The sequence below is a fragment of the Mycobacterium sp. IS-1496 genome, from assembly GCF_001499995.1.
Taxonomy (GTDB): Bacteria; Actinomycetota; Actinomycetes; order Mycobacteriales; family Mycobacteriaceae; genus Mycobacterium.
On sequence record NZ_LQIU01000006.1, the window covers coordinates 15,931 to 39,869 of the forward strand.

Annotated in this window: 24 protein-coding genes; 16 read left to right on the plus strand and 8 right to left on the minus strand. The window is 69.7% G+C overall.

Features of this window, described 5'->3' with window-relative positions; all coding sequences use genetic code 11:
* Positions 1-113 precede the first annotated feature (113 nt).
* Both AU195_RS04365 and AU195_RS04370 read left to right on the plus strand, forming a co-directional pair.
* Positions 114-719: a TetR family transcriptional regulator gene (locus tag AU195_RS04365; protein WP_059157844.1), complete on the plus strand. Its 606-nt coding sequence runs from the start codon at positions 114-116 to the stop codon at positions 717-719.
* A 39-nt stretch (positions 720-758) separates the two neighbouring features.
* On the plus strand, positions 759-1,118 hold the full coding sequence (locus AU195_RS04370) for a nuclear transport factor 2 family protein (protein ID WP_059157845.1): 360 nt from the start codon (positions 759-761) through the stop codon (positions 1,116-1,118).
* Positions 1,119-1,167: 49 nt separating this feature from the next.
* Here the strand turns inward: AU195_RS04370 and trhA are convergent, their stop codons facing one another.
* Entirely contained in the window at positions 1,168-1,911 is a 744-nt protein-coding gene (trhA, locus tag AU195_RS04375) for a PAQR family membrane homeostasis protein TrhA (RefSeq protein ID WP_059157846.1), read from the minus strand.
* Between the two features lie 54 nt (positions 1,912-1,965).
* Here trhA and AU195_RS04380 point away from each other — a divergent pair, with 54 nt between their 5' ends.
* The 4 genes from AU195_RS04380 (at position 1,966) to AU195_RS04395 (ending at position 5,177) form a co-directional block, all read left to right on the plus strand.
* Complete coding sequence (locus tag AU195_RS04380) at positions 1,966-2,763, plus strand: (2Z,6E)-farnesyl diphosphate synthase (RefSeq protein ID WP_059157847.1); 798 nt, start codon at positions 1,966-1,968, stop codon at positions 2,761-2,763.
* Between the two features lie 21 nt (positions 2,764-2,784).
* Complete coding sequence (locus AU195_RS04385) at positions 2,785-4,137, plus strand: hypothetical protein (RefSeq protein ID WP_059157848.1); 1,353 nt, start codon at positions 2,785-2,787, stop codon at positions 4,135-4,137.
* 124 nt (positions 4,138-4,261) lie between these two features.
* Positions 4,262-4,681, plus strand: a complete 420-nt coding sequence (locus AU195_RS04390) for a hypothetical protein (RefSeq protein ID WP_059157849.1) — start codon at positions 4,262-4,264, stop codon at positions 4,679-4,681.
* A gap of 100 nt (positions 4,682-4,781) precedes the next feature.
* Positions 4,782-5,177, plus strand: coding sequence for a hypothetical protein (locus AU195_RS04395; protein ID WP_059157850.1), 396 nt, complete (start codon positions 4,782-4,784; stop codon positions 5,175-5,177).
* On the opposite strand, the gene coaA is transcribed toward AU195_RS04395, so the two are convergent.
* On the minus strand, positions 5,174-6,112 hold the full coding sequence (coaA, locus tag AU195_RS04400; RefSeq protein ID WP_059157851.1) for a type I pantothenate kinase: 939 nt from the start codon (positions 6,110-6,112) through the stop codon (positions 5,174-5,176). The genes AU195_RS04395 and coaA overlap by 4 nt on opposite strands.
* Before the next feature lie 65 nt (positions 6,113-6,177).
* Between coaA and AU195_RS04405 the strand changes: the two genes are divergently transcribed.
* From AU195_RS04405 to AU195_RS04430, 6 genes are all read left to right on the plus strand, one after another.
* Positions 6,178-7,389 (plus strand): hypothetical protein, encoded by a 1,212-nt coding sequence (locus tag AU195_RS04405; protein ID WP_059157852.1) that lies wholly within the window; start codon positions 6,178-6,180, stop codon positions 7,387-7,389.
* Between the two features lie 116 nt (positions 7,390-7,505).
* The gene (locus tag AU195_RS04410) at positions 7,506-8,981 is read left to right on the plus strand and encodes a glycine hydroxymethyltransferase (protein WP_059157853.1); all 1,476 of its coding nucleotides are present in this window, start codon (positions 7,506-7,508) and stop codon (positions 8,979-8,981) included.
* A 57-nt stretch (positions 8,982-9,038) separates the two neighbouring features.
* Complete coding sequence (locus tag AU195_RS04415; RefSeq protein ID WP_059157854.1) at positions 9,039-9,866, plus strand: acyl-ACP desaturase; 828 nt, start codon at positions 9,039-9,041, stop codon at positions 9,864-9,866.
* A 200-nt stretch (positions 9,867-10,066) separates the two neighbouring features.
* Positions 10,067-11,380, plus strand: coding sequence for an RNA 5'-3' helicase PhoH2 (gene phoH2 / locus AU195_RS04420; protein WP_059157925.1), 1,314 nt, complete (start codon positions 10,067-10,069; stop codon positions 11,378-11,380).
* Positions 11,381-11,576: 196 nt separating this feature from the next.
* Positions 11,577-12,224 carry a hypoxia response regulator transcription factor DosR/DevR gene (gene dosR, locus AU195_RS04425; protein WP_059157926.1) on the plus strand — a complete coding sequence of 216 codons (648 nt, stop codon included), beginning with the start codon at positions 11,577-11,579 and terminating at the stop codon, positions 12,222-12,224.
* 9 nt (positions 12,225-12,233) lie between these two features.
* Complete coding sequence (locus AU195_RS04430; RefSeq protein ID WP_059157855.1) at positions 12,234-13,940, plus strand: sensor histidine kinase; 1,707 nt, start codon at positions 12,234-12,236, stop codon at positions 13,938-13,940.
* Here AU195_RS04430 and AU195_RS04435 read toward each other — a convergent pair whose 3' ends face one another.
* Entirely contained in the window at positions 13,941-14,897 is a 957-nt protein-coding gene (locus tag AU195_RS04435) for an Acg family FMN-binding oxidoreductase (protein WP_059157856.1), read from the minus strand. It abuts the gene before it with no gap.
* 91 nt (positions 14,898-14,988) lie between these two features.
* Here AU195_RS04435 and AU195_RS04440 point away from each other — a divergent pair, with 91 nt between their 5' ends.
* Positions 14,989-16,065, plus strand: a complete 1,077-nt coding sequence (locus AU195_RS04440) for an NAD-dependent epimerase/dehydratase family protein (protein WP_059157857.1) — start codon at positions 14,989-14,991, stop codon at positions 16,063-16,065.
* A 52-nt stretch (positions 16,066-16,117) separates the two neighbouring features.
* Here the strand turns inward: AU195_RS04440 and AU195_RS04445 are convergent, their stop codons facing one another.
* The gene (locus tag AU195_RS04445) at positions 16,118-17,539 is read right to left on the minus strand and encodes a class II fumarate hydratase (RefSeq protein WP_059157858.1); all 1,422 of its coding nucleotides are present in this window, start codon (positions 17,537-17,539) and stop codon (positions 16,118-16,120) included.
* A gap of 18 nt (positions 17,540-17,557) precedes the next feature.
* Positions 17,558-18,619, minus strand: coding sequence for a class II fructose-bisphosphatase (gene glpX, locus AU195_RS04450; protein ID WP_059157927.1), 1,062 nt, complete (start codon positions 18,617-18,619; stop codon positions 17,558-17,560).
* Between the two features lie 54 nt (positions 18,620-18,673).
* Here glpX and AU195_RS04455 point away from each other — a divergent pair, with 54 nt between their 5' ends.
* Complete coding sequence (locus tag AU195_RS04455; RefSeq protein ID WP_059157859.1) at positions 18,674-19,333, plus strand: DUF4245 domain-containing protein; 660 nt, start codon at positions 18,674-18,676, stop codon at positions 19,331-19,333.
* Positions 19,330-20,223, plus strand: coding sequence for a dienelactone hydrolase family protein (locus AU195_RS04460; protein WP_286149127.1), 894 nt, complete (start codon positions 19,330-19,332; stop codon positions 20,221-20,223). The genes AU195_RS04455 and AU195_RS04460 overlap by 4 nt, the downstream gene beginning before the upstream one ends.
* Here the strand turns inward: AU195_RS04460 and AU195_RS04465 are convergent.
* The 3 genes from AU195_RS04465 to AU195_RS04475 are packed head-to-tail and all read right to left on the minus strand — an operon-like array spanning position 20,198 to position 22,995.
* Positions 20,198-21,400, minus strand: coding sequence for an AI-2E family transporter (locus AU195_RS04465; RefSeq protein WP_059157860.1), 1,203 nt, complete (start codon positions 21,398-21,400; stop codon positions 20,198-20,200). The two genes, AU195_RS04460 and AU195_RS04465, sit on opposite strands and share 26 nt — an antisense overlap.
* A 6-nt stretch (positions 21,401-21,406) precedes the next feature.
* On the minus strand, positions 21,407-22,231 hold the full coding sequence (locus tag AU195_RS04470; RefSeq protein ID WP_059157861.1) for an SDR family NAD(P)-dependent oxidoreductase: 825 nt from the start codon (positions 22,229-22,231) through the stop codon (positions 21,407-21,409).
* The gene (locus AU195_RS04475) at positions 22,228-22,995 is read right to left on the minus strand and encodes an SDR family NAD(P)-dependent oxidoreductase (RefSeq protein WP_059157862.1); all 768 of its coding nucleotides are present in this window, start codon (positions 22,993-22,995) and stop codon (positions 22,228-22,230) included. The genes AU195_RS04470 and AU195_RS04475 overlap by 4 nt, the downstream gene beginning before the upstream one ends.
* Positions 22,996-23,075: 80 nt before the next feature.
* Here AU195_RS04475 and AU195_RS04480 point away from each other — a divergent pair, with 80 nt between their 5' ends.
* On the plus strand, positions 23,076-23,792 hold the full coding sequence (locus AU195_RS04480) for an MgtC/SapB family protein (RefSeq protein WP_059157863.1): 717 nt from the start codon (positions 23,076-23,078) through the stop codon (positions 23,790-23,792).
* The last annotated feature ends 147 nt before the right edge of the window (positions 23,793-23,939 follow it).

Below are 23,939 nucleotides of genomic sequence, written 5' to 3' on the forward strand. Positions count from 1 at the left end.
CGTTCACCGTAGCGGTCGACCGCGTGGTGGGGAAGAACATTTTTGATTTCAGTCAGTTTTCGGCCCGCTCCCGTACGATCGCTGCAGCGTCACCACGGCAGAGCGGATCGGAATTGCTGAAGCGGACGCCGCCGGAGCGCGGCAGGAAGGGCGCCCAGACCCGGGAGCGGCTACTGGGCGCGGCGATCGCCGAATTCAAGCGCGGCGGAATCGCCGGCGCCGACATCGGCGCGGTCGTCGCGGCGGCCGGTGTCGCGCACGGGACGTTCTTCTTCCACTTCCCGACCAAGGAACACGTGTTGCTGGAGTTGGAGCGCCGTGAGGAAGAGCGCATGGCCGCCGAACTGGGCCGCTTCTTCGCCGAACCACACGATGTGCGGGCCACGCTGGCCAAGATGGTCGAACTGCTCGACCTCCTCGAGAACCGGCTGGGCAGTCGGTTGTTCAAGGACTTCCTGGCGTTGCACTTCTCCACCACGCGTCCGCCGTCGGAGGAGTCGACCGACCATCCCGTCGTCTTCGCCGTCGTCGAGGAACTGGGCCGTGCCCGTGACCGCGGTGAGATCCCGGCCGGCGTCGACGTCCTCAACAACGGGGTGTCGTTCCTGGTCGGCCTGTACGCCCTGCTGATCACACTGCCCGAGGACCGCGAGATCCGTACCCCGGTCGTCGAGGAGTACCTCACCACCTACATGTACGGACTGCGGGTGAACGGGTGACGGGGCGCGCACGGGCTGTCACGGTGTAGCCTGCGGCACATGGCCGTCGACCCCAAAGCCCTGGTTCAGCGTTACCTCGACACCGTCGCCTCCGGCACCGCCGACGACGTCGCCGCGCTGTACGCCGAGGACGCCACGCTCGAGGATCCCGTCGGCGGGGGCGAGGTGCACATCGGACGGCAGGCCATCGCCGGGTTCTACAAGAACATGGACGGAACCGAGATCAGCACGGAGCTGTTGACGATCCGCGCCGGCGGCAACGAGGCGGCGTTCCTGTTCGCGATCACCGTCGGCGGCGCCATGCGCATCGAACCGATCGAGATCATGACGTTCACCGGGGACGGGCAGATCGCCTCGATGAAGGCCTACTGGGGTCCGGACAACATCACCCAGCTGTGATTTCGGCGCGGTGATCGACGCCTGGCGTACGTGAGCGCGCCGGAATCGCTCAGCCGGAGAAGACCGCGAACCACATCGCGATGTAGTGGCAGATCGCCGCCACGGCGGTACAGGCGTGGAAGAACTCGTGGTGGCCAAAGGTCGCCGGCCAGGGATTCGGCCACTTCAGGCCGTAGAGCACCCCGCCGATGCTGTACAGCGCGCCGCCGACGATCAGCAGCACCACCGCGGCGACGCCCGCCCCGTCCATGATCGGGCCGATGAACCACGCCGCCACCCAGCCGAGCAACAGGTACAGCGGCACACCGACCCACGCCGGGGCCGACGGCCAGAACATCTTGAGCAGCACGCCGGCCAGCGCACCGCCCCAGACGATCCAGAACAGCACCATGCCCTTGCCCTCCGGCAGGGCCAGCAGGGCGAACGGGGTGTAGCTGCCCGCGATGAAGATGAAGATCATCGAATGGTCGGCGCGTTTCATCCACTTGCGCGCCACCGGCGATCGCCAGTTCACCCGGTGGTAGGTCCCGCTGACGGCGAACATCGCGACGATCGTCAGCGTGTAGATCAGCGTCGCGATGCCCGCGCGGGTCGACACGACCGCCCATGACACCGACACCAGCGTCGCCCCGCAGATCACCGCGACGATCGCGGAGTAGACGTGGATCCAGCCGCGGGCGCGTGGCTTGCCGATGAACTGCGCCACCCGTTCGGCGACCGCCTCGGGGAAGTCCTCGGGCTCGCCCGCCGAACTCGGCTTGCCGGCGTCGATCGGCGTGGACGGGGTCGTCATGTCACCTCCGTCAATCGGTTGGGGCACTCGGCCGCCACAGTAGTCTGGATACCCATGGACATCATTCCCCGCGGTCTCAAGGAGCCTGCCTACCGGCTCTATGAGATGCGGTTGCGTCAGGAGCTGATGCGGTCCAAATCACAACTGCCGCGCCATGTTGCGGTGCTCTGCGACGGCAACCGCCGCTGGGCGCGTGACGCCGGTCACGACGACGTCAGTTACGGCTATCGCGTCGGCGCGGCGAAGATCGCCGAGATGCTGCGCTGGTGTCAGGCCGCGGGCATCGAGATGGCCACGGTCTATCTGCTCTCGACCGAGAACCTCCGGCGCGACCCCGACGAACTCGCCGAGCTCCTCGAGATCATCACCGGTGTCGTCGAGGAGATCTGCGCACCGGCCAACCGGTGGAGCGTGCGCACCGTCGGAGATCTCTCGCTGCTCGGCGAGGAACCGGCGCGACGGCTGCGCGACGCCGTCGAATCGACTCAGACGGAGGCGACCGCCGGGTACCTGCACGTGAACGTCGCCGTCGCCTACGGCGGTCGGCAGGAGATCGTCGACGCCGTGCGAGCCCTGCTCAGCAAGAACCTGGCCGACGGCGTCGCCGGGGACCAGTTGGTCGAGGCCGTCACCGCCGAGGCGATCTCCGAGAACCTCTACACCTCGGGCCAGCCCGATCCGGACCTGGTGATCCGGACCTCCGGCGAGCAGCGCCTGTCGGGGTTCCTGCTGTGGCAGAGCGCCTACTCCGAGATGTGGTTCACCGAGGCGTACTGGCCCGCGTTCCGGCGGGTGGACTTCCTGCGCGCGCTGCGCGACTACACGCGCCGGGATCGTCGCTACGGCGTCTGAGACGCGTGCCACACTTGTGCCATGGCTGCGCTGTCCGCCGTGGTCTTCGCGCTGAGCTGGTGGTTGGGTCTGTATCTGCTCGCGCGCAACCCGCGTAAGCCCGTCCTGGTGTCGGCGGCGCTCGGATTGACCGGGTTCGCCGTCGTGGTGGCTCTCGACGCCGTGCGCGTGGTCAGCGGCGCCGACGTGCTCGGCCGGGTCGAGATCTACCTCGTCGTCGTACCGGGCGTCGCGTGGTTCGCGGTGCTGCTCGAGTTGTCACGTTCGCCGGACACCGCGCGCGGGCGGGCCGGTGAGCTGATCGCCGTCGCCTGCGTCGCGGTGGTGGCATTGGCCGGCGCCGCGATGGCCGGCAGCGTCGAGGGTCCGCTGCGGCCCGGGCACTGGGTGATGTTCGCCGCGGTCTCGGTGTCCGCGCTCGCCGCGATGGTGCTTGCGGTGCGCCGCGGTGTGAAACCCGTTCCGGTGGTGGGGTTCCTGGTCATCGCGACCCTGTTCTTCGCACTGGGCAACGCGATCCTGGTGATCCCGCTCGGCCTCGTCCCGAGCTGGCTCGCACTGGCGTCGACGGGTTTCGACGTCGCGCTGCTCGGGGTGGCGGTGGCGATCTGGGATGCGTTCGACGAGGGGCAGGCGCTGCGGGCCGACATGCGCCGGTCTCTCGTCGCGACGGCGGCGGTCGCGCTGCTGTTCGGCGGTCAGGTGCTCGTCGGCATGGTGTTCGCGGGCCGCGGCACCGCGCTGGTGGTGTTGCTGTTCACCAGCCTCGCGCTGGCGATCGCGATCAACGTGCTCGCCGATCCGCTGGCCGGGGTGCTCGACCGGCTGGCGTTTGCGCGCTCCCCGGACCTGCGCGCCGACCGGGCCGCGCTGCGCCGCACCGAGGCGGCGCTGCCGCGGCGTGCGGCGAACCCGTTGGCCGACGTCGACGACGAGACCTTCGCCCGGTTGACCCGTCGCGCGCTCGGGCACTACGGCGACCTCGCCAAACTGATGGCCAACCCGTTGACGGCGTTACCGGTCATCGACGATCGGCTGGCCGCGCGCGGTGCGCCCGATCAGCCGCTGGAGCGGGCCAACGAACTGCGGGCGCTGCTCGCCGACCGCATCGCCCGGCTCAAACCGCGCGACGGCGCGGACTTCGGCACCACCGAGCAGTGGCGGCACTACAACTCGCTGTACTTCCCGTACGTGGCCGGGGTGCGGGCGTACGCCCAGAACGCGACGCCCGCGGGCCTGGACCCCGTCGCGCGGCGGGCGTGGCAGTGGTTCGTCACCGAGGTGCCGCAGCGGTCACTGCACAACTGGCAGACGGCCGCGGCGAAGGTGATCGCCGCCGACCTGCGCAGCGATCTGGTCAGCGCTCGCGACTGACGGCAACCCGCTGACCTGCGGATGGCAGTAGTCGGCAGTGTTCGGTGTCGATCTGGCAGTGCCCTTCTCGCAGCATCGGTGGTGTCAGGAGATTCACCGGAGACCTCACCGCCGAGGAGCCGACATGACCGCCACCCACACCTCCGTCGTCACCCGCCCGCTGTCCGATTCCACCGACTCGCTGCTGCGCTTCGCGCTGCGTGCCGACGCGACACTGTGCGCGGCACTGGGACTGTTCGTCGCGATGGCCGCCGATCCGCTGTCGCGGTTCTCCGGGTTGTCGGCGACGGCCGAATGGATCGGCGGCGCACTGCTTGTCGGCTACGGCGCCCTGCTCTACGTCCTGGCCGCCGCGCCCGACGTGCGGCGCGTGGGAGCCGGCGTGCTGGCAGGCAATGTCGGCTTCGCCGTCGCCGTCGCAGTGGTGCTCGTCGGGGGCTGGTTGCCGCTCACACCCGCGGGCGTCGTCATGACCGTCACGTTCGCGGTGGTGACGCTGGCCTTCGCCTATCTGCAGTACCTCGGAGTGCGCCGTCTGGCGTGACTCCCTCCTGCCGGTGCGGGGCGCCGCCGTTTCGACGTTGGGCGTGACGCCCCGCATCCGGCCCAGAGTTCTCGAGTGATCCACCACCGAAGGAGAAGAGATGACCGCCACCGCCCCCACCACCACCCGGGACCGCCTGCTGCGCCTGGCCATGCGCGCCGACGCCGTGCTGACCGGACTCGCCGGCGTCGCCGCGCTCCCGCTGGCCGGGAGAATGGCCGAATGGTCCGGCACGACCACGACCATCGAGTACTCACTGGCCGCGTTCTTCATCGGCTACGGGCTCGTGGTGTTCGGGTTGTCGACACTGCCGTCGCTGCGCCGGGCCGGCCTCGCGGTGATCGCGGCCAACCTGGCCTACACCGTCGCCGCGGTCGTCGTGGTCGTCACCGACGTGTGGTCCATGACGACCGTCGGCGTGGTGCTCACGCTGGCCACCGGCGTCTACACCGCGGTGTTCGCCGAGTTGCAGTACGTGGGCTGGCGCCGGCTCTAGAGCTTGCGCAGGCGCAGGCGGTTGATGGCGTGGTCGGCGTCCTTGCGCAGCACCAGCGTCGCCCGCGGGCGGGTCGGCAGGATGTTCTCGATGAGGTTCGGCCGGTTGATCGAATGCCAGATGTCGCGGGCGGCGAACACGGCCTGCTCGTCGGTCAGCGTGGCGTAGTGGTGGAAGTGCGACGCCGGGTCGGCGAACGCCGTCGACCGCATCGTCAGGAACCGGGAGATGTACCAGCCCTCGATGTCCTCGAGGCGGGCGTCGACGTAGACCGAGAAGTCGAACAGGTCCGACACCATCAGCGCCGGCCCGGTCTGCAGCACGTTGAGACCCTCGAGGATGAGGATGTCGGGATGCCGGATCACCTGCTTCTCGCCGGGCACGATGTCGTAGAGCAGGTGTGAGTAGACCGGGGCGCACGCGTAGTCGGCGCCGGACTTCACCGCGGTGACGAACCGCATCAGCGCCCTGCGGTCGTAGCTCTCCGGGAAACCCTTGCGGTGCATGATGTTCCGGCGGGCCAACTCGGCGTTGGGGTACAGGAAGCCGTCCGTGGTGACCAGGTCGACGCGGGCGTGGTTGCCCCAGCGGGCCAGCAGCGCCTGCAGCACACGGGCGGTGGTGGATTTGCCGACGGCCACGCTGCCGGCGACGCCGATGATGAACGGCACCGGCCGGTCCGGGTTCTGCTGCGGTTCGCCGAGAAACTCCGACGTGGCGGCGAACAACCGCTGCCGCGCGGCCACCTGCAGATGGATCAGCCGGGCCAGCGGGAGGTAGACCTCTTCGACCTCGAGGAGGTCGAGCTTCTCGCCGAGACCTCGCAGCTTCTTCAGCTCGTCCTCGGTCAGCTTGAGCGGCGTCGACATCCGCAGCGCACGCCACTGGGTGCGGTCGAACTCGACGTAGGGGCTCGGTTCGCTCAGCCGCGCCATGGGTTCAGTCTTGCAGCACGGGCTCCGGGGTGAACGGCTGGGGCGACCCGATTAGCGTGGCGGGTATGGAGCCCGACACCCTGATCCGCGAATATCTGCTTCTCGGTCTGCGCTTCGACCGCGTCGAGGACGGCTACGTCGACTCTTTCACGGGCGACCCCGCGCTGCGGCGCGCGGTGGCCGACGAGCCCGCGCCGGACCCCGCCGAGCTGGCCCGTCGGGCCGAGCGGCTGCTGGCGGCGCTGCCCGACACCCCGCGCACCGGAGGGTTCGACGAGGCCCGCGCCGACTACCTCGCCGCGCACCTGCGGGCGCTGGCGCTGGCGGGCCGCAAATTCGCCGGCGAGGACGTCGGATTCGTCGACGAGGTCGAGGCCTACTTCGACGTGCGGATCGCCAAGGGCGATCCGGAGGCCTACCGGCAGGCGCACGTCGCACTCGACGAGGCGCTCGGCGGCACCGGGCCGTTGGCCGACCGGATCCAGGCGCACCGCACCGGCGACGAGATCCCGCCCGAGCGGCTCGAAGAGTGCATCCACGCGTTCTCCAGCGCGTTGCGCGACCGGGTGCGGGCGACGTATCCGCTGCCCGACTCCGAGACCATCACCTACGAGGTCGTCACCGACAAACCGTGGTCGGGGTTCAACTACTACCTGGGGAACTACCGCTCGACGGTCGCGGTGAACGCCGACCTCAAACAGCAGATGGCCAACCTGCCGCGGCTGGTCGCCCACGAGTCCTACCCGGGTCATCACACCGAGCACTGCCGCAAGGAGGCCGGTCTGGTGGCGGGCAAGGGACAGAACGAGCAGACGATCTTCCTGGTCAACACGCCGCAGTGCCTGATGGCCGAAGGACTCGCCGACCTGGCGCTGTACGCGGCGATCGGACCGGAGTGGGGGAGTTGGGCCGCCGAGATCTACGCCGACCTCGGGCTTCGGTTCGACGGCGCGCGCGCCGAGGCGGTGTCGGCGGCGACGACCGCGCTGGCCGACGTGCGGCAGGACGCGGCGATCATGCTGCACGACGAACACCGCCCGGTCGACGACGTCGTGGCGTTCCTCAAGCGGTGGCTGCTGGTCGACGACGACCGGGCGCGGCAGATGCTGCGGTTCCTGTCGTCGCCGCTCTGGCGCGCGTACACCAGCACGTATGTGGAGGGGTATCGGCTGCTGCGCGGGTGGCTCGACGCGCGCCCTGCGGACGTCGGGTTGACCGAGCGGTTCGGCCGGCTGCTCGACGAACCGTTGATCCCGTCGGCGTTGCGCGTCGCCTGAGTCGCCGAGTGTGCGCTGACTGCGAAAATCCGGCCGGATTTTCGCAGTGACCGCACGCTCGCCGCGGATGGTGCCTGATTATCGGGCGGCGGCCGTGCGCGATTACCCTCGACAGCATGACTGCAGACCCCGTGACCTCGTCGGCGGCCGCTCCCGGCGCCGAGTACGCCGACACCGCGAGCGCCGCCTACCGGGCTGCGCTCCAGGTCATCGAGTCCGTCGAACCCCGGATCGCGGCGGCCACCCGCAAAGAGCTGGCCGACCAACGGGATTCGCTCAAGCTGATCGCCAGCGAGAACTACGCCTCGCCTGCGGTGCTGCTGACCATGGGCACCTGGCTGAGCGACAAGTACGCCGAGGGCACCATCGGGCACCGGTTCTACGCGGGCTGCCAGAACGTCGACGTCGTCGAGAGCGTCGCCGCCGAACACGCCCGTGAACTGTTCGGCGCGCCGTACGCCTACGCCCAGCCGCACTCCGGCATCGACGCCAACCTGGTCGCCTTCTGGGCCATCCTCGCCACCCGCGTCGAGGCGCCCGGGCTGGCCGAACTCGGTGCCAAGCACGTCAACGATTTGTCCGAGGCCGACTGGGAGAGCCTGCGCAACAAGCTCGGCAACCAGCGGCTGCTCGGTATGTCGCTGGACGCCGGCGGTCACCTCACCCACGGTTTCCGCCCCAACATCAGCGGCAAGATGTTCCACCAGCGCAGCTACGGCACCGACCCGGAGACCGGGCTGCTCGACTACGACAAGCTGGCCGCCGCCGCTCGCGAGTTCAAACCGCTGATCCTCGTCGGCGGCTACTCCGCCTACCCGCGGCGGGTGAACTTCGCCACACTGCGCGAGATCGCCGACGAGGTCGGCGCCACGCTGATGGTCGACATGGCGCACTTCGCCGGTCTGGTCGCGGGCAAGGTCTTCACCGGCGACGAGGATCCGGTGCCGCACGCCCACGTCGTCACGACCACCACGCACAAATCGCTGCGCGGACCGCGCGGCGGTCTGGTGCTGGCCCAGCCGGAGTACGCCGACGCCGTCGACAAGGGCTGCCCGATGGTGCTCGGCGGTCCGCTGTCCCATGTGATGGCCGCCAAGGCCGTCGCCCTGGCCGAGGCGCGTCAGCCGTCGTTCCAGGCCTACGCCCAGCGCGTCGCCGACAACGCCAAGTCCCTCGCCGAGGGCTTCCTCAAGCGCGGCGCCCGCCTGGTCACCGGCGGCACCGACAACCACATCGTGCTGCTCGACGTGACGAGTTTCGGGCTGACCGGCCGCCAGGCCGAGTCCGCGCTGCTCGACGCCGGCGTCGTGACCAACCGCAACTCGATCCCCGCCGATCCCAACGGCGCCTGGTACACCAGCGGCATCCGGTTCGGGACCCCGGCGCTGACCACCCGCGGGTTCGGCGCCGCGGAATTCGACCGGGTCGCCGAACTCGTCGTCGACGTGCTGAACAACACCCAGCCGACCCAGGCCTCGAACGGCCCGTCGAAAGCCAAGTACACACTGGCCGACGGCACCGCCGAACGGGTGCACGCGGCGTCGGCCGAGATGCTCGCGGCCAACCCGCTGTATCCGGGTCTCACGCTGTAGGGGCGACGCGCCCGCGGGAATTTTACGATTCCCACAGACTTGGGTTACTGTAACCGCATGGCACAGAAACCTGTTCCTAATGCGCTGACCGTCGAGCTGGAGCCGGTCGTCAAGGACGAACTGCGTCGCCACCTCGACTCCGAGGACCTCTGGTTCGCGCACGACTACGTGCCGTTCGACCAGGGGGAGAACTTCGCTTTCCTCGGCGGTCGGGACTGGGATGCGTCGCAGGTGACCCTGCCCAGACACGTCACCGACGCGCTCGAGATCCTCCTGATCACCAAGGACAACCTCGCCGGCTACCACCGCGAACTCGTCGAGCACTTCATCCTCGAGGACAAGTGGGGCCGCTGGCTGGGCCGCTGGACGGCCGAGGAGCATCTGCACGCCGTCGCGCTGCGCAACTACCTCGTCGTCACCCGCGAGGTGGACCCGGTGGCCAACGAGGACGTGCGCGTCGAGCACGTCATGAAGGGGTACCGCGCCGACCGCTTCACCCAGATCGAGACGCTGGTGTTCATGGCGTTCTTCGAACGCTCCCATGCGGTGTTCACCCGCAACCTCGAGGCGCAGATCGGCGAACCGGTGCTCAAGGCGCTCGTCGGCCGGATCGCCGCCGACGAGGAACGCCACGAGGTGTTCTTCGCCAACCTGGTGGCGCACTGTCTGCAGACCCACCGCGACGAGACCGTCGAAGCGATCGCCAAGCGCGCCGCCGAACTCGACGTGGTCGGCGCGGACATCGACGCCTACCAGGACAAGATCGCCGCGATGGCCGAGCACGGCATCTTCGACAAGGCGCAGTTGCGCGGCGTCATCTCCGACCGGATCGCCGCCTGGGATCTGGCGGGCGAGCCGTCGTTGCAGGAGTTCACGAACGCTTAACCTGACGAGCGCCGCACACCGGCGCGCCTGCGCGGCGCAGTCCCGGCCACGGGAGTAGCGTCGGCTCCGATGGCTAGCGAATTGCTCTGCTGTCCGGGCGGTACCCGATCGTTGCGATCACGAGAGGGCCGGCCCCGGCCCTGGTGCCGCAGTGTCCGCCGACAGGTTCGCGGGGGACCCGCGGATACCAGGAGCGCTACGTGACCGATTCGCCTCTCCGGACTTACGTGCTCGACACCTCCGTGTTGTTGTCCGATCCCTGGGCCACCACACGGTTCGCCGAACACGAGGTGGTTGTCCCGCTGGTGGTCATCAGTGAATTGGAAGCCAAACGGCATCACCACGAGTTGGGCTGGTTCGCCCGGCAGGCGCTGCGCCTGTTCGACGACCTCCGACTCGAGCACGGACGCCTCGATCAGCCCATTCCCGTTGGGGCGGAAGGCGGCACGCTGCACGTCGAGCTGAACCACAGCGACCCTTCGGTGTTGCCCGCCGGGTTCCGCAACGACAGCAACGACGCCAGGATCCTCACGGTGGCAGCCAATCTCGCCGCCGAGGGCAAGCGGGTCACGCTCGTGAGCAAGGACATTCCGTTGCGCGTCAAGGCCGGTGCCGTCGGCCTCGACGCCGACGAATACCACGCCCAGGACGTCGTGGTCTCCGGATGGACCGGGATGGACGAGATCGACGTGACCGCCGACGAGGTGGACGCGCTGTTCTCCGACGGCGAGATCGATCTGGCTCCGGCCCGGGATCTGCCGTGCCACACCGGTGTTCGGCTGCTGGGCGGCAACTCGCACGCGCTCGGACGGGTCAACGCCGCCAAGCGGGTGCAGCTGGTCCGAGGGGATCGCGAGGTGTTCGGCCTCCGGGGAAGGTCCGCCGAACAACGCATGGCGCTGGATTTACTGCTCGACGAATCGGTCGGCATCGTCTCGCTGGGCGGAAAGGCCGGCACCGGCAAGTCGGCGCTGGCGCTGTGCGCGGGACTCGAGGCGGTGCTCGAGCGGCGCACCCAGCGCAAGGTCGTGGTGTTCCGGCCGCTCTACGCCGTCGGCGGACAGGACCTGGGCTACCTGCCGGGCAGCGAGAGCGACAAGATGGGCCCGTGGGCGCAAGCCGTCTTCGACACCCTCGAAGGGCTGGCCAGCCCCGCGGTCCTCGAAGAGGTGCTCTCGCGTGGAATGCTGGAAGTCTTGCCGCTCACCCACATTCGCGGCCGTTCGCTGCACGACTCGTTCGTCATCGTCGACGAGGCGCAGTCGCTGGAGCGCAACGTCCTGCTGACGGTCCTGTCCCGGCTCGGCGCCGGGTCGCGGGTGGTGCTCACCCACGACGTCGCGCAGCGCGACAACCTCCGGGTCGGGCGTCACGACGGCGTGGCGGCGGTGATCGAGAAGCTCAAGGGCCACCCGCTGTTCGCGCACATCACGCTGCAGCGCAGTGAACGCTCGCCGATCGCCGCACTGGTCACCGAGATGCTCGAGGAGATCAGCCCCGGCGCCCTGCCGTGAGGTGGTGACTTCGGTGTGGTCGGTTGCGTCCGGCGCAACCGACCACACCGAGATCGCGGGGACTTAAGGCCCTAGGCGGACGCGGACGAAGCACCGATGCTGAAGGCATGGCCGCTCCCCGGATGAACCGCGCGGCGACCGGGTCCGGTCGGGACGAACATTGCGATAGGCGGCGTAGGTTGTGACACTGTCGACCATGGTCCGGGTTTTCCTCGTCGACGATCACGAGGTGGTGCGTCGCGGCCTCATCGACCTGCTCAGCGCCGACCCCGAACTCGACGTGGTGGGCGAGGCCGATTCGGTGGCCTCGGCGTTGGCCCGCATCCCCGCGCTGCAACCCGACGTCGCGGTGCTCGACGTGCGGCTGCCCGACGGCAACGGCATCGAACTGTGCCGGGAACTGCTGTCCCGGCTGCCCGACCTGCGGTGCCTGATGCTGACGTCGTTCACCTCCGACGAGGCCATGCTGGACGCGATCCTGGCCGGTGCGAGCGGGTTCGTCGTCAAGGACATCAAGGGCATGGAACTGGCGCAGGCGATCAAGGACGTCGGGGCCGGGCGCTCACTGCTGGACAACCGGGCCGCCGCGGCGCTGATGTCCAAGCTGCGCGGCGACGTCGAACGGTCCGATCCGCTGTCGGGGCTGTCCGCCCAGGAGCGGGTGCTGCTCGACCTGCTCGGGGAGGGGCTGACCAACAAGCAGATCGCGGCCCGGATGTTCCTGGCGGAGAAGACGGTCAAGAACTACGTGTCCCGGCTGCTGGCGAAACTGGGGATGGAGCGGCGCACCCAGGCGGCGGTTTTCGTATCGAAGCTGGATCGCCCGGGGCAGGGTGACGGCTAGGTTGGTGGGATGACCGAGCCGGTCACTCCCGACCAGCCGCGGGGGCAGCGTCCCCTGCGCGACACGCTGTCTGGACTGCGGTTGCGCGAACTGCTCACCGAGGTGCAGGACCGGATCGAGGAGATCGTCGAGGGCCGCGACCGGCTCGACGGGTTGGTCGACGCGATGCTCACCGTCACCGCCGGCCTGGATCTCGACGTCACCCTGCACACCATCGTGCACACCGCGATCCAACTCGTCGACGCGCGCTACGGCGCGCTCGGGGTGCGTGGACACGGCCACGATCTCGTCGAGTTCGTGCACGAGGGCATCGACAACGGCACCCGCGAGCTGATCGGCCATCTGCCGGAGGGCCGGGGAGTACTCGGGGTGCTGATCGACGACCCGCAGCCGATCCGCCTCGACGACATCCGTCATCACAACGCGTCGGTCGGCTTCCCGCCCAACCATCCGACGATGCGGACCTTCCTCGGGGTGCCGGTGCGCATTCGCGACGAGGTGTTCGGCAACCTCTATCTGACCGAGAAGGTCGGCGGACAGCCGTTCACCGAGGACGACGAGGTGCTGGTGCAGGCGCTCGCCGCCGCGGCGGGTATCGCGGTCGACAACGCCCGGCTCTATGAACAGGCCAGGGCGCGGCAGGCGTGGATCGCCGCGACGCGCGACATCGCCACCGAGATGCTCTCCGGGGCCAGCCCGGCCACCGTCTTCCGCAGGGTGGTCGATCAGGCGCTGACCCTCACCGGCGCCGACGGCACGCTGGTCGCGGTGCCCGGCGACACCGAAGCCCCGCCCGACGAGGTGGCCGATCTGGTCGTGATCGAGGCCGCGGGCGCGTTCACCGGTGACGGCCTCACCGTCCCGCTCGACGACTCCCCGATCGGGCTCGCGTACCGCAAGCGCACTCCGATGCGGCTCGATCGGCTCACCCTTGGGTCATCGGAATACGGTGCGGCCCTTGTTCTTCCGCTGCGTGCCGCCGACACCGTGGCCGGTGTGCTGGTGGCGGCGCGCCCGCCCGGCGCCCGGGCGTTCACCGCGGAACAACTCGACGTGACGGCCGCGTTCGCCGACCAGATGGCGCTGGCCTGGCAGCTGGCCAGTTCGCAGCGCCGGATGCAGGAACTCGAGATCCTCACCGACCGCGATCGCATCGCCCGCGACCTGCACGACCACGTCATCCAACGGCTGTTCGCCGTCGGCCTGTCACTGCAGGGGACGCTGGCCCGGGTGCGCGACGGCGACGTCCAGCAGCGGTTGGCGGGCAACGTCGACGACCTGCAGGCGGTGATCCAGGAGATCCGTACCGCGATCTTCGACCTGCACGGGGGCGCACCGGGGGCCACCCGCCTGCGCCAGCGCCTCGACGAGGCGATCGGCCAGTTCGCCGGAGCCGGGTTGCACACCACCACGCGGTTCGTCGGACCCCTGTCGGTGGTCGACGCGACGCTGGCCGACCACGCCGAGGCGGTGGTGCGCGAAGCGGTCAGCAACGCCGTCCGCCACGCCCATGCCAGCGAGTTGTCCGTGCGGGTCACCGTCGCCGACGACCTGTGCATCGAAGTGGCCGACAACGGCCGAGGCATCGACGAGTCGACCACCGAGAGCGGACTGCGCAATCTGCGCGTCAGGGCGCAAGACGCCGGCGGCACGTTCACCATCGGCGAGCGGGTGGGCGGCGGAACGCTGCTGCGCTGGCGCGCACCGCTGCCCTGATCAGCCCGCCGGCGGGCGCCGCGGTGTGGCGGGCAGTTCGGCCGCATCCCGGGGCGCCCAGCCGATGCGCAGCAGCATCTGCGGGTGGGCCTGCGACTCGAAGATCTCCTCGCGCAACGTCGCTCGGGTCTCGGCGACCTCCAGCGGTTCGGTGACCGGGCAGCTGGCCAGCCCGATCGACGTCGCCGTGAGCAGCACCACGCTGGTGGCCTCCCCGGCGCGCAAGCGGGCCAGTGCGTCGTCGTCCCGGGTGCCAAGGGCCAGGACCGCCGCCTTGTCCTCGCCGTCGCAGCCCGCCGACGGAGCAGCCATCGCGGTGCCGGCGAACACCCGTGCGGGGAGCACGGCGGCGCCGTCGGCGGGCGGGACGTTGGCCGCCGGGACGCCGGCCACCGATCCGTACCGTCCGCTCCACGTGGTGAGTTCGCGCAAGTAGGCGTCGTCGTGCAGGTGTTCGCGCACCGCCCGGTCCACCGCGACCCGCAGTTCGGTCAGCGATTCCACCCGGCGCAGCGACACACCGCCCCGCGCCGCGCGGGCGCCCATCACGGCGATGTCGGCGGGGGAGACCTCGCGGTCGCTGTAGCGTCTGCGGTCGGTGCGCCGTCGCGGTATCGCCGCGGCGAGCGCCAAGTCGAGGTGCGTCGGGCGGTGCGGCGAAAGCAGCAGTGTGGCAAGGTGATCCGGGTTCGACGAATCCGGGAGTCGGTGCACGCGCGCCTGCCAGCCCCGCGCCGCGAATGCGACGACGGCGTGATGCAGCGTCGCGCCGCAGCTGAGCAGGAAGTCGCGTCGGTCGGGGTCGATGTGGTGCAGATGAAGGTCGGGTTCGGCGAACAGGTCCAGCCGGTCGGAGCCGACCTGCCAACGCCACGGCTGGCTGTTGTGCACCGACGGGGCCCGCACGGCCGACGCCAGCGCAGCGTGCAGCGTCTCGTCGTCGGGAAACGTGGTCACCCTTCCAGGTTCACGCGCCGGTCCGCGCGGCGGTAGAGCACAAAGGCCCGAACGGGTGATTGGACCCGTGGGGTCCGGGTACTGACCGAGTATGTCCACACGCGTCGTGATCACCGGAGCCAGCGGAAACGTCGGAACCGCCCTGCTGCACCGACTCGCCGAGGCCGGGGGCTACACCGTGACCGGGGTGACGCGCCGCCAACCCCCGGAGACCGGCATCTACCGCTCCGCGCAGTGGCGTCAGCTCGACCTGGCCGACCACGACGCCACCACCAGGCTGCAGGCCGTCATGCGTGACGCCGACGCCGTCGTCCACCTGGCCTGGGGTTTCCAGCCGACCCGCAACGTGCAGTACCTGGACGCCGTCGGTGTCGGGGGAACCCGGGCGGTGCTGCGGGCGGCCGACGTCGCCGGCGTCGGTCAGCTGGTGCACATGTCGTCGGTGGGCACCTACGCGCCCGGCCGCTACGGGCAGTACGTCGACGAGACCTGGTCGACCGCCGGTGTCGACACCTCGGCCTACAGTCGGGCCAAATCCGCCGCCGAGTCGCTGCTGGACGACTACGAGCACAGCCACCACGACGGTCTGACCATCGCGCGGATGCGGCCCGGGTTCATCGTCCAGCGCAGCGCCGCAGGGGGATTGCGCCGTTACACCCTGCCCGCGTTCATCGAGCCGCGGTGGCTTCGGTTCCTTCCGGTGCTGCCGCTGGACCGCAGCCTGGTCGTGCCGATCATCCACGCCGACGACGTCGCCGACGCGATCGCCCGGACCGTCGAACAGCGCGCCTCAGGGCCGTTCAACCTGATGGCCGAACCCCCGGTGCGCCGCGACGACCTGGCCGAGGCGCTCGGGGCGTATCCGGTGCACGTGCCGTCGAGCCTGCTGCGGCCGGCGGTGGCGCTGTCGTGGCGGGCACGGCTGCAACCGATCGACGAGGGCTGGCTCGACATGGCGTTCACCGTGCCGCTGCTCGACACCGGCCGCGCCCAGTCCGAACTCGGGTGGAAGCCGGCCCGCACGTCGCTCGACGCCATCGCCGACATGGGCGAGGGGTTCAAGCACTGCGCCGACACCGAGAGCCCGGTGCTGTCCTACCGGGGACCGCTGACCAGCATGTTGCGGGATCTACGCGCCGGCCCGATCACCGACCGCAAGGTCCCGTGATTCCGGCGCGCTGACGTGCGCTCAGCGTCGGTCAGCGCGCCGAAATCGCGGTTCAGTCGCCGTCTTTGACCTTCGCCATCGCGAGCACGTCGAGGCGACGGTCGAGTTCCTCCTCGGAAAGCTTGTCGCCGATCAGTCCGCGGTCGATGACCGTCTGGCGGATCGTCTTGCGCTCCTTGAGCGCTTCCTTGGCGACCTTGGCCGCCTCCTCGTAGCCGATCGCCGAGTTCAGCGGCGTCACGATCGACGGTGACGACTCGGCCTGCTCACGCATGTGCTCCTCGTTGGCCACGAGTCCGTCGATGCACCGCTCGGCGAACAGACGTGACACGTTGGTCAGCAGCTTGAACGACTCGAGCAGGTTGCGGGCCATCATCGGGATGTAGACGTTGAGCTCGAACGCACCGGCCGCGCCACCCCATGCGACGGCGGCGTCGTTGCCGACGACCTGGGCGGCGACCTGCGTGACCGCCTCCGGCAGAACAGGATTGACCTTGCCCGGCATGATCGAGCTGCCCGGCTGCAGATCCGGCAGCTGGATCTCGGCCAGGCCGGTCAGCGGTCCCGACCCCATCCACCGGACGTCGTTGGCGATCTTGGTCAGCGACACCGCGACGACCCGCAGCGCACCCGAGGCCTCGACCAGTCCGTCACGCGCGGCCTGAGCCTCGAAAGAGTCCTTCGCCGTGGTCAATTCACCCAGCCCGGTCTGGTCGACGAGCACCTCGACGACCTTGGCGCCGAAGCCGTCGGGCGCGTTGAGTCCGGTGCCCACCGCGGTGCCGCCGATGGCCAGCTCACCGAGCCTCGGCAGCGTCGCCTTGACCCGCTCGATCCCGGCCTCGATCTGGCGGGCGTAGCCGCCGAACTCCTGGCCCAGCGTCACCGGCACCGCGTCCATCAGGTGGGTGCGGCCGGACTTCACCACGGTGCGCCACTGCCGGGCCTTGCCCGCCAGTGACTCGTGCAGCACCTCCAGTGCCGGGATCAGGTGGCGCACAGCGGCTTCGGTGGCCGCGATGTGGGTGGCGGTGGGGAACGTGTCGTTGGAGCTCTGCGACATGTTCACGTGGTCGTTGGGGTGCACGGTCACCCCGTTGGCCGCCGCGATCGACGCGATGACCTCGTTGGTGTTCATGTTCGAGCTCGTGCCCGACCCGGTCTGGAACACGTCGATCGGGAACTGGTCGTCGTGCTGCCCGTCGGCGATCTCGGCGGCCGCGGCGATGATCGCGTCCGCCTTCTCCGCGTCCAGCAGTCCGAGGTCCTTGTTCACCTGTGCGCAGGCACCTTTGAGCAGGCCGAGCGCGCGGATCTGGGTGCGCTCGAGGCCGCGGCCCGAGATCGGGAAGTTCTCGACGGCCCGCTGGGTCTGAGCCCGCCACAGCGCATCCTTGGGCACCCGGACCTCGCCCATGGTGTCGTGCTCGATGCGGTACTCGGTGTTCTGGTCGACAGCGCTGTCGGCGGTCATGGATGCCCTTCTGATCGGTTACGGCAGGGGATAGGCGGCGTTGCTGTCACCGGTGAAGTCGACAGCGGAGTACTCGTTGAGTTTGGACAGACGGTGGTAGGCCTCGATCATGCGGACCGTGCCGGACTTCGACCGCATCACGATCGACTGGGTGGTGCAGCCGCCGCCGGTGTAGCGCACACCCTGCAGCAGGTCGCCGTCGGTGACGCCGGTGGCGCAGAAGAACACGTTCTCGCCCGACACCAGGTCCTCGGTCTTGAGCACCCGGTCGATGTCGTGGCCGGCGTCGATGGCCTTCTGGCGTTCCTCGTCGTCCTTCGGGGCGAGCTGGGCGTGGATGGCGCCGCCCATACAGCGGATGGCGGCGGCGGTGATGATGCCCTCCGGCGTGCCGCCGATACCGGCGAGCATGTCGGTGCCGGAGTTCGGGCGGCACGCCGAGATCGCGCCCGCCACGTCGCCGTCGGAGATCAGCCGGATGCGGGCACCGGCGTCCCGGACGTCGGCGATGAGCTGTTCGTGGCGCGGCCGGTCGAGGATGCAGACGGTGACGTCGCGCACCGACAGGCCCTTGACCTTGGCGACGGCGCGCACGTTCTCGCCGATCGGAGCGGTGATGTCGATGGCGTCGACGGCGTCCGGACCGACGGCGATCTTGTTCATGTAGAACACCGCCGACGGGTCGAACATCGCACCGCGCTCGGCCACCGCGAGAACCGAGATCGCGTTGGGCATGCCCTTGCTCATCAACGTGGTGCCGTCGATCGGGTCGACGGCGAAGTCGCAGTCCGGTCCGTCGCCGTTGCCGACCTCTTCGCCGTTGTAGAGCATCGGCGCGTTGTCCTTCTCGCCCTCGCCGATCACCACCACGCCGCGCATGGACACCGAGTTGACCAGTTCGCGCATGGCGTCGACGGCCGCGCCGTCGCCGCCCTCCTTGTCTCCGCGCCCCACCCAGCGGCCCGCCGCCATCGCGCCGGCTTCGGTGACGCGGACGAGTTCGAGGGCGAGGTTGCGGTCGGGGGCTTCCCTGCGGCGCGATGAGCCGCTTGTGCGAGGAGCATCAGAGTCAGCTGGCATGGGCAGATTGTCCCAGAAGCCGATCACCGTCGGGAGGCTGGGATACTGGCTGTCATGACCGTCGACCCCGGGCAGCCGGAACCGCCCCCGCAGGAGTGGTCCGGTCCTGCGCCCAAGGAGGCAAAGCCGCGGGTACTGCAGGACGGCCGGGACATGTTCTGGTCCCTGGCGCCGCTGGTGGTGGCGTGCGTCGTGCTGGCGGGTCTGCTGGGCATGTGCTCGTTCCAGGGCCGGGGCCCGACCGAGGGGCCGGCGCCGACCCACGACGCGGCCTCGGCGCTGCAGGCCGACGCGGACGCACTGAAGATCCCCATCCGGCTGCCCGCGCTGCCGGACGGGTGGCGCTCGAACTCCGGCGGCCGGTCGGGGATCGAGGCCGGCACCACCGACCCGGGGACCGGGGTGCCGACGCGCGCGGTGGTGTCGCGGGTCGGGTATCTGGCCCCGAGCGGCAAGTACCTCAGCCTCACGCAGAGCAACGCCGACGAAGACAAGCTCGTCGAGTCCATCACCCCCGGCCTCGTGCCGTCCGGCGCGCAGGACGTCGACGGGGTGACCTGGGTGGTCTATCAGGGCGGTGAGGGTGTGGAGCCGGTGTGGACGACGCGGCTGCCCGGCAACGCGCAGATCGCGATCACCGGCGCGGGCAGCACCGACGAGTTCCGCGCCCTCGCCGCGGCGACCCAGAAGCAACAACCTCTGGAGGCCCGATGACCGCACGGAAGCCGAAGGTCGCCGCCGGGGCGGCTCGCAAGCCCGATGTCGCCGCCGGGGCGGCTCGCAAGCCCGATGTCGCCGCCGGGGCGGCTCCGGAAGCCGACCTGAGTGGCTGGACCGCCGAACCGTTCACCGCGGCCGGCTACACCCACGACGTGTACCGCAAGGGCGACGGTCCCGGTGTCGTCCTCATCCCCGAGATGCCCGGGCTGCACCCGCACGTGCTGGCGCTGGGCAACCATCTGGTGGACAACGGCTTCACCGTCGCCGCACCGTCGCTGTTCGGCACGCCCGGCGCGCCGGCGATGCGGCCCGGTATGGCGCCCGTGCTGCTCAAGGGTTGCGTGTCCAAGGAGTTCGCGGCGTTCGCGACCAATGCGGACCGCCCGGTGGCCCACTACCTGCGGGCGCTGGCGCGCGACCTCAACGCCCGCACCCCCGGCAGGGGCGTCGGCGTCATCGGGCAGTGCTTCACGGGCGGCTTCGCGCTGGCCGCCGCCGTCGACGACAGCGTGCTCGCCCCGGTGCTCAGCCAGCCGTCGCTGCCGCTGCCCGTCACGCTCAGACACAAACGCGACCCGGGCCTGTCGGAAGGCGAACTGCGCGTCATCGAACGGCGCGCCGCCGAGGACGGCTTGTGTGCGCTGGCTCTGCGCTTCAGCAAGGACTGGATGTCGCCTGCGGAGCGGTTCAGCACGCTCAAGGCCCGGTTGGGCGACGCGTTCGAGGTCATCGAGATCGACTCCGGCAGGGGCAATGCGCACGGCATCTCGCCGACCGCGCATTCGGTGCTGACCGACCAGATCCGTGAAGTCGACGGTCACCCCGCGTACGAAGCCCGCAAGCGCGTGGTCGAGTTCCTCACCGAGCGGCTGGTCGGCGCGTAGCCGCGGGCCTGTCGCGGCGCACCAGGTTCGTGAGTGCACGCCACCACCGCGGTGTGACGGGTCGGCGTGGTTCGTCGTCGTCCGGCGGGGCCAGCGGGACACCCTTGTAGACCGCCAGATACACGCTGATCGTCGTCACGATGATGATCATCAGCACGGGTCCCAGGACGATGCCCCAGAAGCCGAACATCGCGATGCCCGAGAACACCGCGAGCAGCATCAGCGCCGGGTCGAGGCGGGCCGCCTTCGGTACCAGCACCGGGCGCAGGACGTTGTCGATGTTGGTGACGACGAGGAGGTGGAACGCCACCACGAACACCCCGCCGATCACGTTGCCGAACAACGCCATACCGATGCCGAACGGGATGCTCAGGATCCCGCTGCCGAGCGGGATCACCGACAGTGCGCTCAACACGATCGCGAAGAAGAAGAATCCTTCGTGGAACCCCGCGACGTAGATGGAGACGGCGCCGGCCACCCCCTGGCACAGGGCGATGACGAACTGGCCTTTGACCGTGCCCTTGACCATCGCCCCGGTCTTGGCGAGGTACAGGTCGGTGATGTCCTCGCCGAGGGGGTTGAGCCTGCGGATCAACATGCGCAACTTCTCCCGGTTCACCAGCAGCGAGATGAACACGTAGAGGAAGATCACCGCGGCGGCGAGCGCGCCGAGAACGCCGCCCACCGCCCCCTGCAAGACCCCGAGCAGCCATTCGCCGACGCGTTGGGACACCGTGACCACCGCGTCGCGCAACGTGTCCGGGGTAAGCCGGAAGTCGAGGAACGGCACCTTGTCGATGAGCTCGTTGGCCATCGTCATCGCCCGGTCACCGAGGGTGCTGATGTCGGTCGTCGCCATCCACTCGTTGACGGTGGTGACCATCTGGGAGATCTGCACGATCGCCAGGAACACCACGAGGCTGACGGGGATGATCACCGTGAGCATCGCCGCCAACAGCGTCAGCGTCGCGGACAAACCGACGCCGAAGCGGCGCCGCAGCCGTTCGTAGAGCGGGCTGAACAGGTAGGCGCCGACGGCGGCCACCACGACGAGGATGAAGAACTCGCGCAGGAAGTACGCGCCGAACGCCACGGCCAGCAGGGTGACCACGCCGAGTGCGCGCTTCTGGGTTGCGGTGAAACCGGCCTCGACATCACCGGACACGTCGTCGGACACGTCGGCCTATCCCGTGCCGACCGTCCGCGCCCGCTGCCCGGCCCGCTGCTCGGCGACGAACCGCGCGGCCATCCGCTGCATCAGCCCGGGGGCGAGCCGGGCGAAAACCCACGCCGCGTGCGCCTGCCGGGGTTTGACGAGGACGGCCTTGTTGCGCTCGACTGCGCGCAGGGTGTCGTTCGCCAGCCGGTCGGCGTCGTAGGGGGCTTTGACCCGCTGCCCCTGCAGGTAGTAGTCACGGCCGACGAACCCCCCGATGGCGCCCTTGTCGAGGATCGGCGTCTCGACGGCGGCCGGGCACACGGCGAGCACCCCCACACCGTGGGCGACGGCCTCCGACCGCAGTGCCAGCGACAGGCCGACGACGGCGTGTTTGGTCATCACGTAGCTGCTGATCAGTCCCGCCGCGGTCAGCCCCGCCATGGAGGCGGTGTTGACGATGTGGCCGTGCCCCTGGCGGACCATCTGCGGGTACGCCGCGGCCACGCCGTGCACGACGCCGCGGATGTTGATGTCGATGATCGCGTTCCACTGGTCGAGCGTCAGCAGTTCGGTGTCACCGCCCCACGAGATGCCCGCGTTGTTGAACATCAGGTCCAGTCGGCCCGCCCTGGCCACCACGTCGTCGACGGTCCGCTGCACCGCGGCCGCGTCGGTCACGTCCAACCGCGCCGACCCGGCCCCGAGGTGCCGCGCGGTCGCCTCGGCCGCGTCGGCGTCGATGTCAGTGCACAGCACCTCGGCCCCGGCAGCGACCAGTGCCCGGCACAGCGCGGCCCCGATCCCCGAGCCCGCGCCGGTGACGATCGCCTGTTTGCCCGCGAACGTCATTGCGAGTCAGCCAGTTTCATCACGTGGTGCAGGATATCGGGATACCGCTTGAGGTGGGCGCCGCCGTTGAGGTCGAGGACCTCGCCGGTCATCCACGACGCGCCGGGTGAACACAGGAACGCCACCGCGGCGGCGACGTCCTCGGGTTGGCCGGCGCGGCCGAGCGGGGTGTTCTCCAGGTACTCCTCGACCACGCCGGGCACGCTGGCCGCCGGATCGGTCAGCGGGGTGTGCACGAATCCGGGGGCGACGGCGTTGACCCGGATCCCGCGCGGCGCCATCTCCAGCGCCGCGACCTGGGTGAGCATCGACAGGCCGGCCTTGGCCGCGCAGTAGGCACTCATCCCGGCGGCGGGCTGACGGCCGTTGAGCGACGAGATCTGCACCAGCACACCGCCTTCGCGCAACACCCGGCCGGCGTGTTTGGTGACGACGAAGCCTCCGGTCAGGCACACGTCGACGACCTCACGGAACTGGTCGACGGGCATGTCGACGATCATGCCGACGTTGCTGAACCCGGCGCAGTTCACCACCGCGTCGAGCGGGCCGGTCTGGTCGAACAGGCGCTGCACCGACTCCTCGTCGGTGACGTCGGCGTACGCCGACGTATGGGGCTCGCCGAGAGTTGCGGCGCGCTCGCGGGCGCCGTCGGCGTTGCGGTCGGCCAGGACGACGCGGTAGCCGTCCGCGGCCAGCGCCTGGGCCGTCGCCCAGCCGATGCCCGAGGCGGCGCCGACGACGGCGGCGGTGCGGTTGGTGGTCACGGCTACTCAAACTAAGACACGTTGCAGGCGCCGTCGACGAAACACTGCTTATCGGTGCCGGAGAGCGCAGAATCTCAGCCATGTTGGCCGTCGACCTGCTCACCCGCGTCGGCCTGGCGACCGTGCTGGGCGTGGCGATCGGCCTGGAACGGCAGTGGCGCTCGCGCATGGCCGGACTGCAGACCATGGCGCTGGTGAGCACGGGTTCGGCGCTGTACCTCATCCTGGGCGCCTACAGTTTCCCCGGAGCCGACCCCACCCGGGTGGCGGCGCAGATCGTCTCGGGCATCGGCTTTCTCGGCGCCGGCGTCATCATGAAGCAGGGTCTGTCGGTGACGGGGCTCAACACCGCGGCCACATTGTGGTCGACCGCCGCGGTCGGCGCGCTGGCCGGCGCCTGGCTGTGGCGCGAGGCCCTCGCCAGCGCGGTCATCGTGGTCGCGGTCAACCTTCTGCTGCACCCGCTGGCCGAGACGATGGACCGTCGCAAGAACTGGGGCGGCAGGGAGCACCCACCGGTGCACTACCTACTGACCATCGTCTGTCGCGAGGACCACGACACCGAGATCCGGGTGCTGCTGGTGCAGGCGGTCAACGACTCCCGGTTGCAACTGACGTCGATGCGGTCGGCCGCCTCCGGTGCGGGACAGGTCGAGATGGCGGCCGGGGTGTCGGCGCTGGCGCGCGACGACGCGGTGCTCGAGAAGGTGGTGGGTGTGCTCGCGGTCGACGCCCGGGTGACCTCCGTGCGGTGGAACATCCCCGACGAGGTGGCGACCGGTCTCGCGCGGTCGTGATGCGCGGGGGCTTTTGGTCACACCGACACGAAAGTCGACACCAATTCGTAGCATTCTCGCGCCGCGCGGCGAATACAGAGAAACGGCACTGCGCAGGTGCCGGCGTGGTTCACTTCAGTCAACGACTCAGATGCGCTGGGAGGTGCG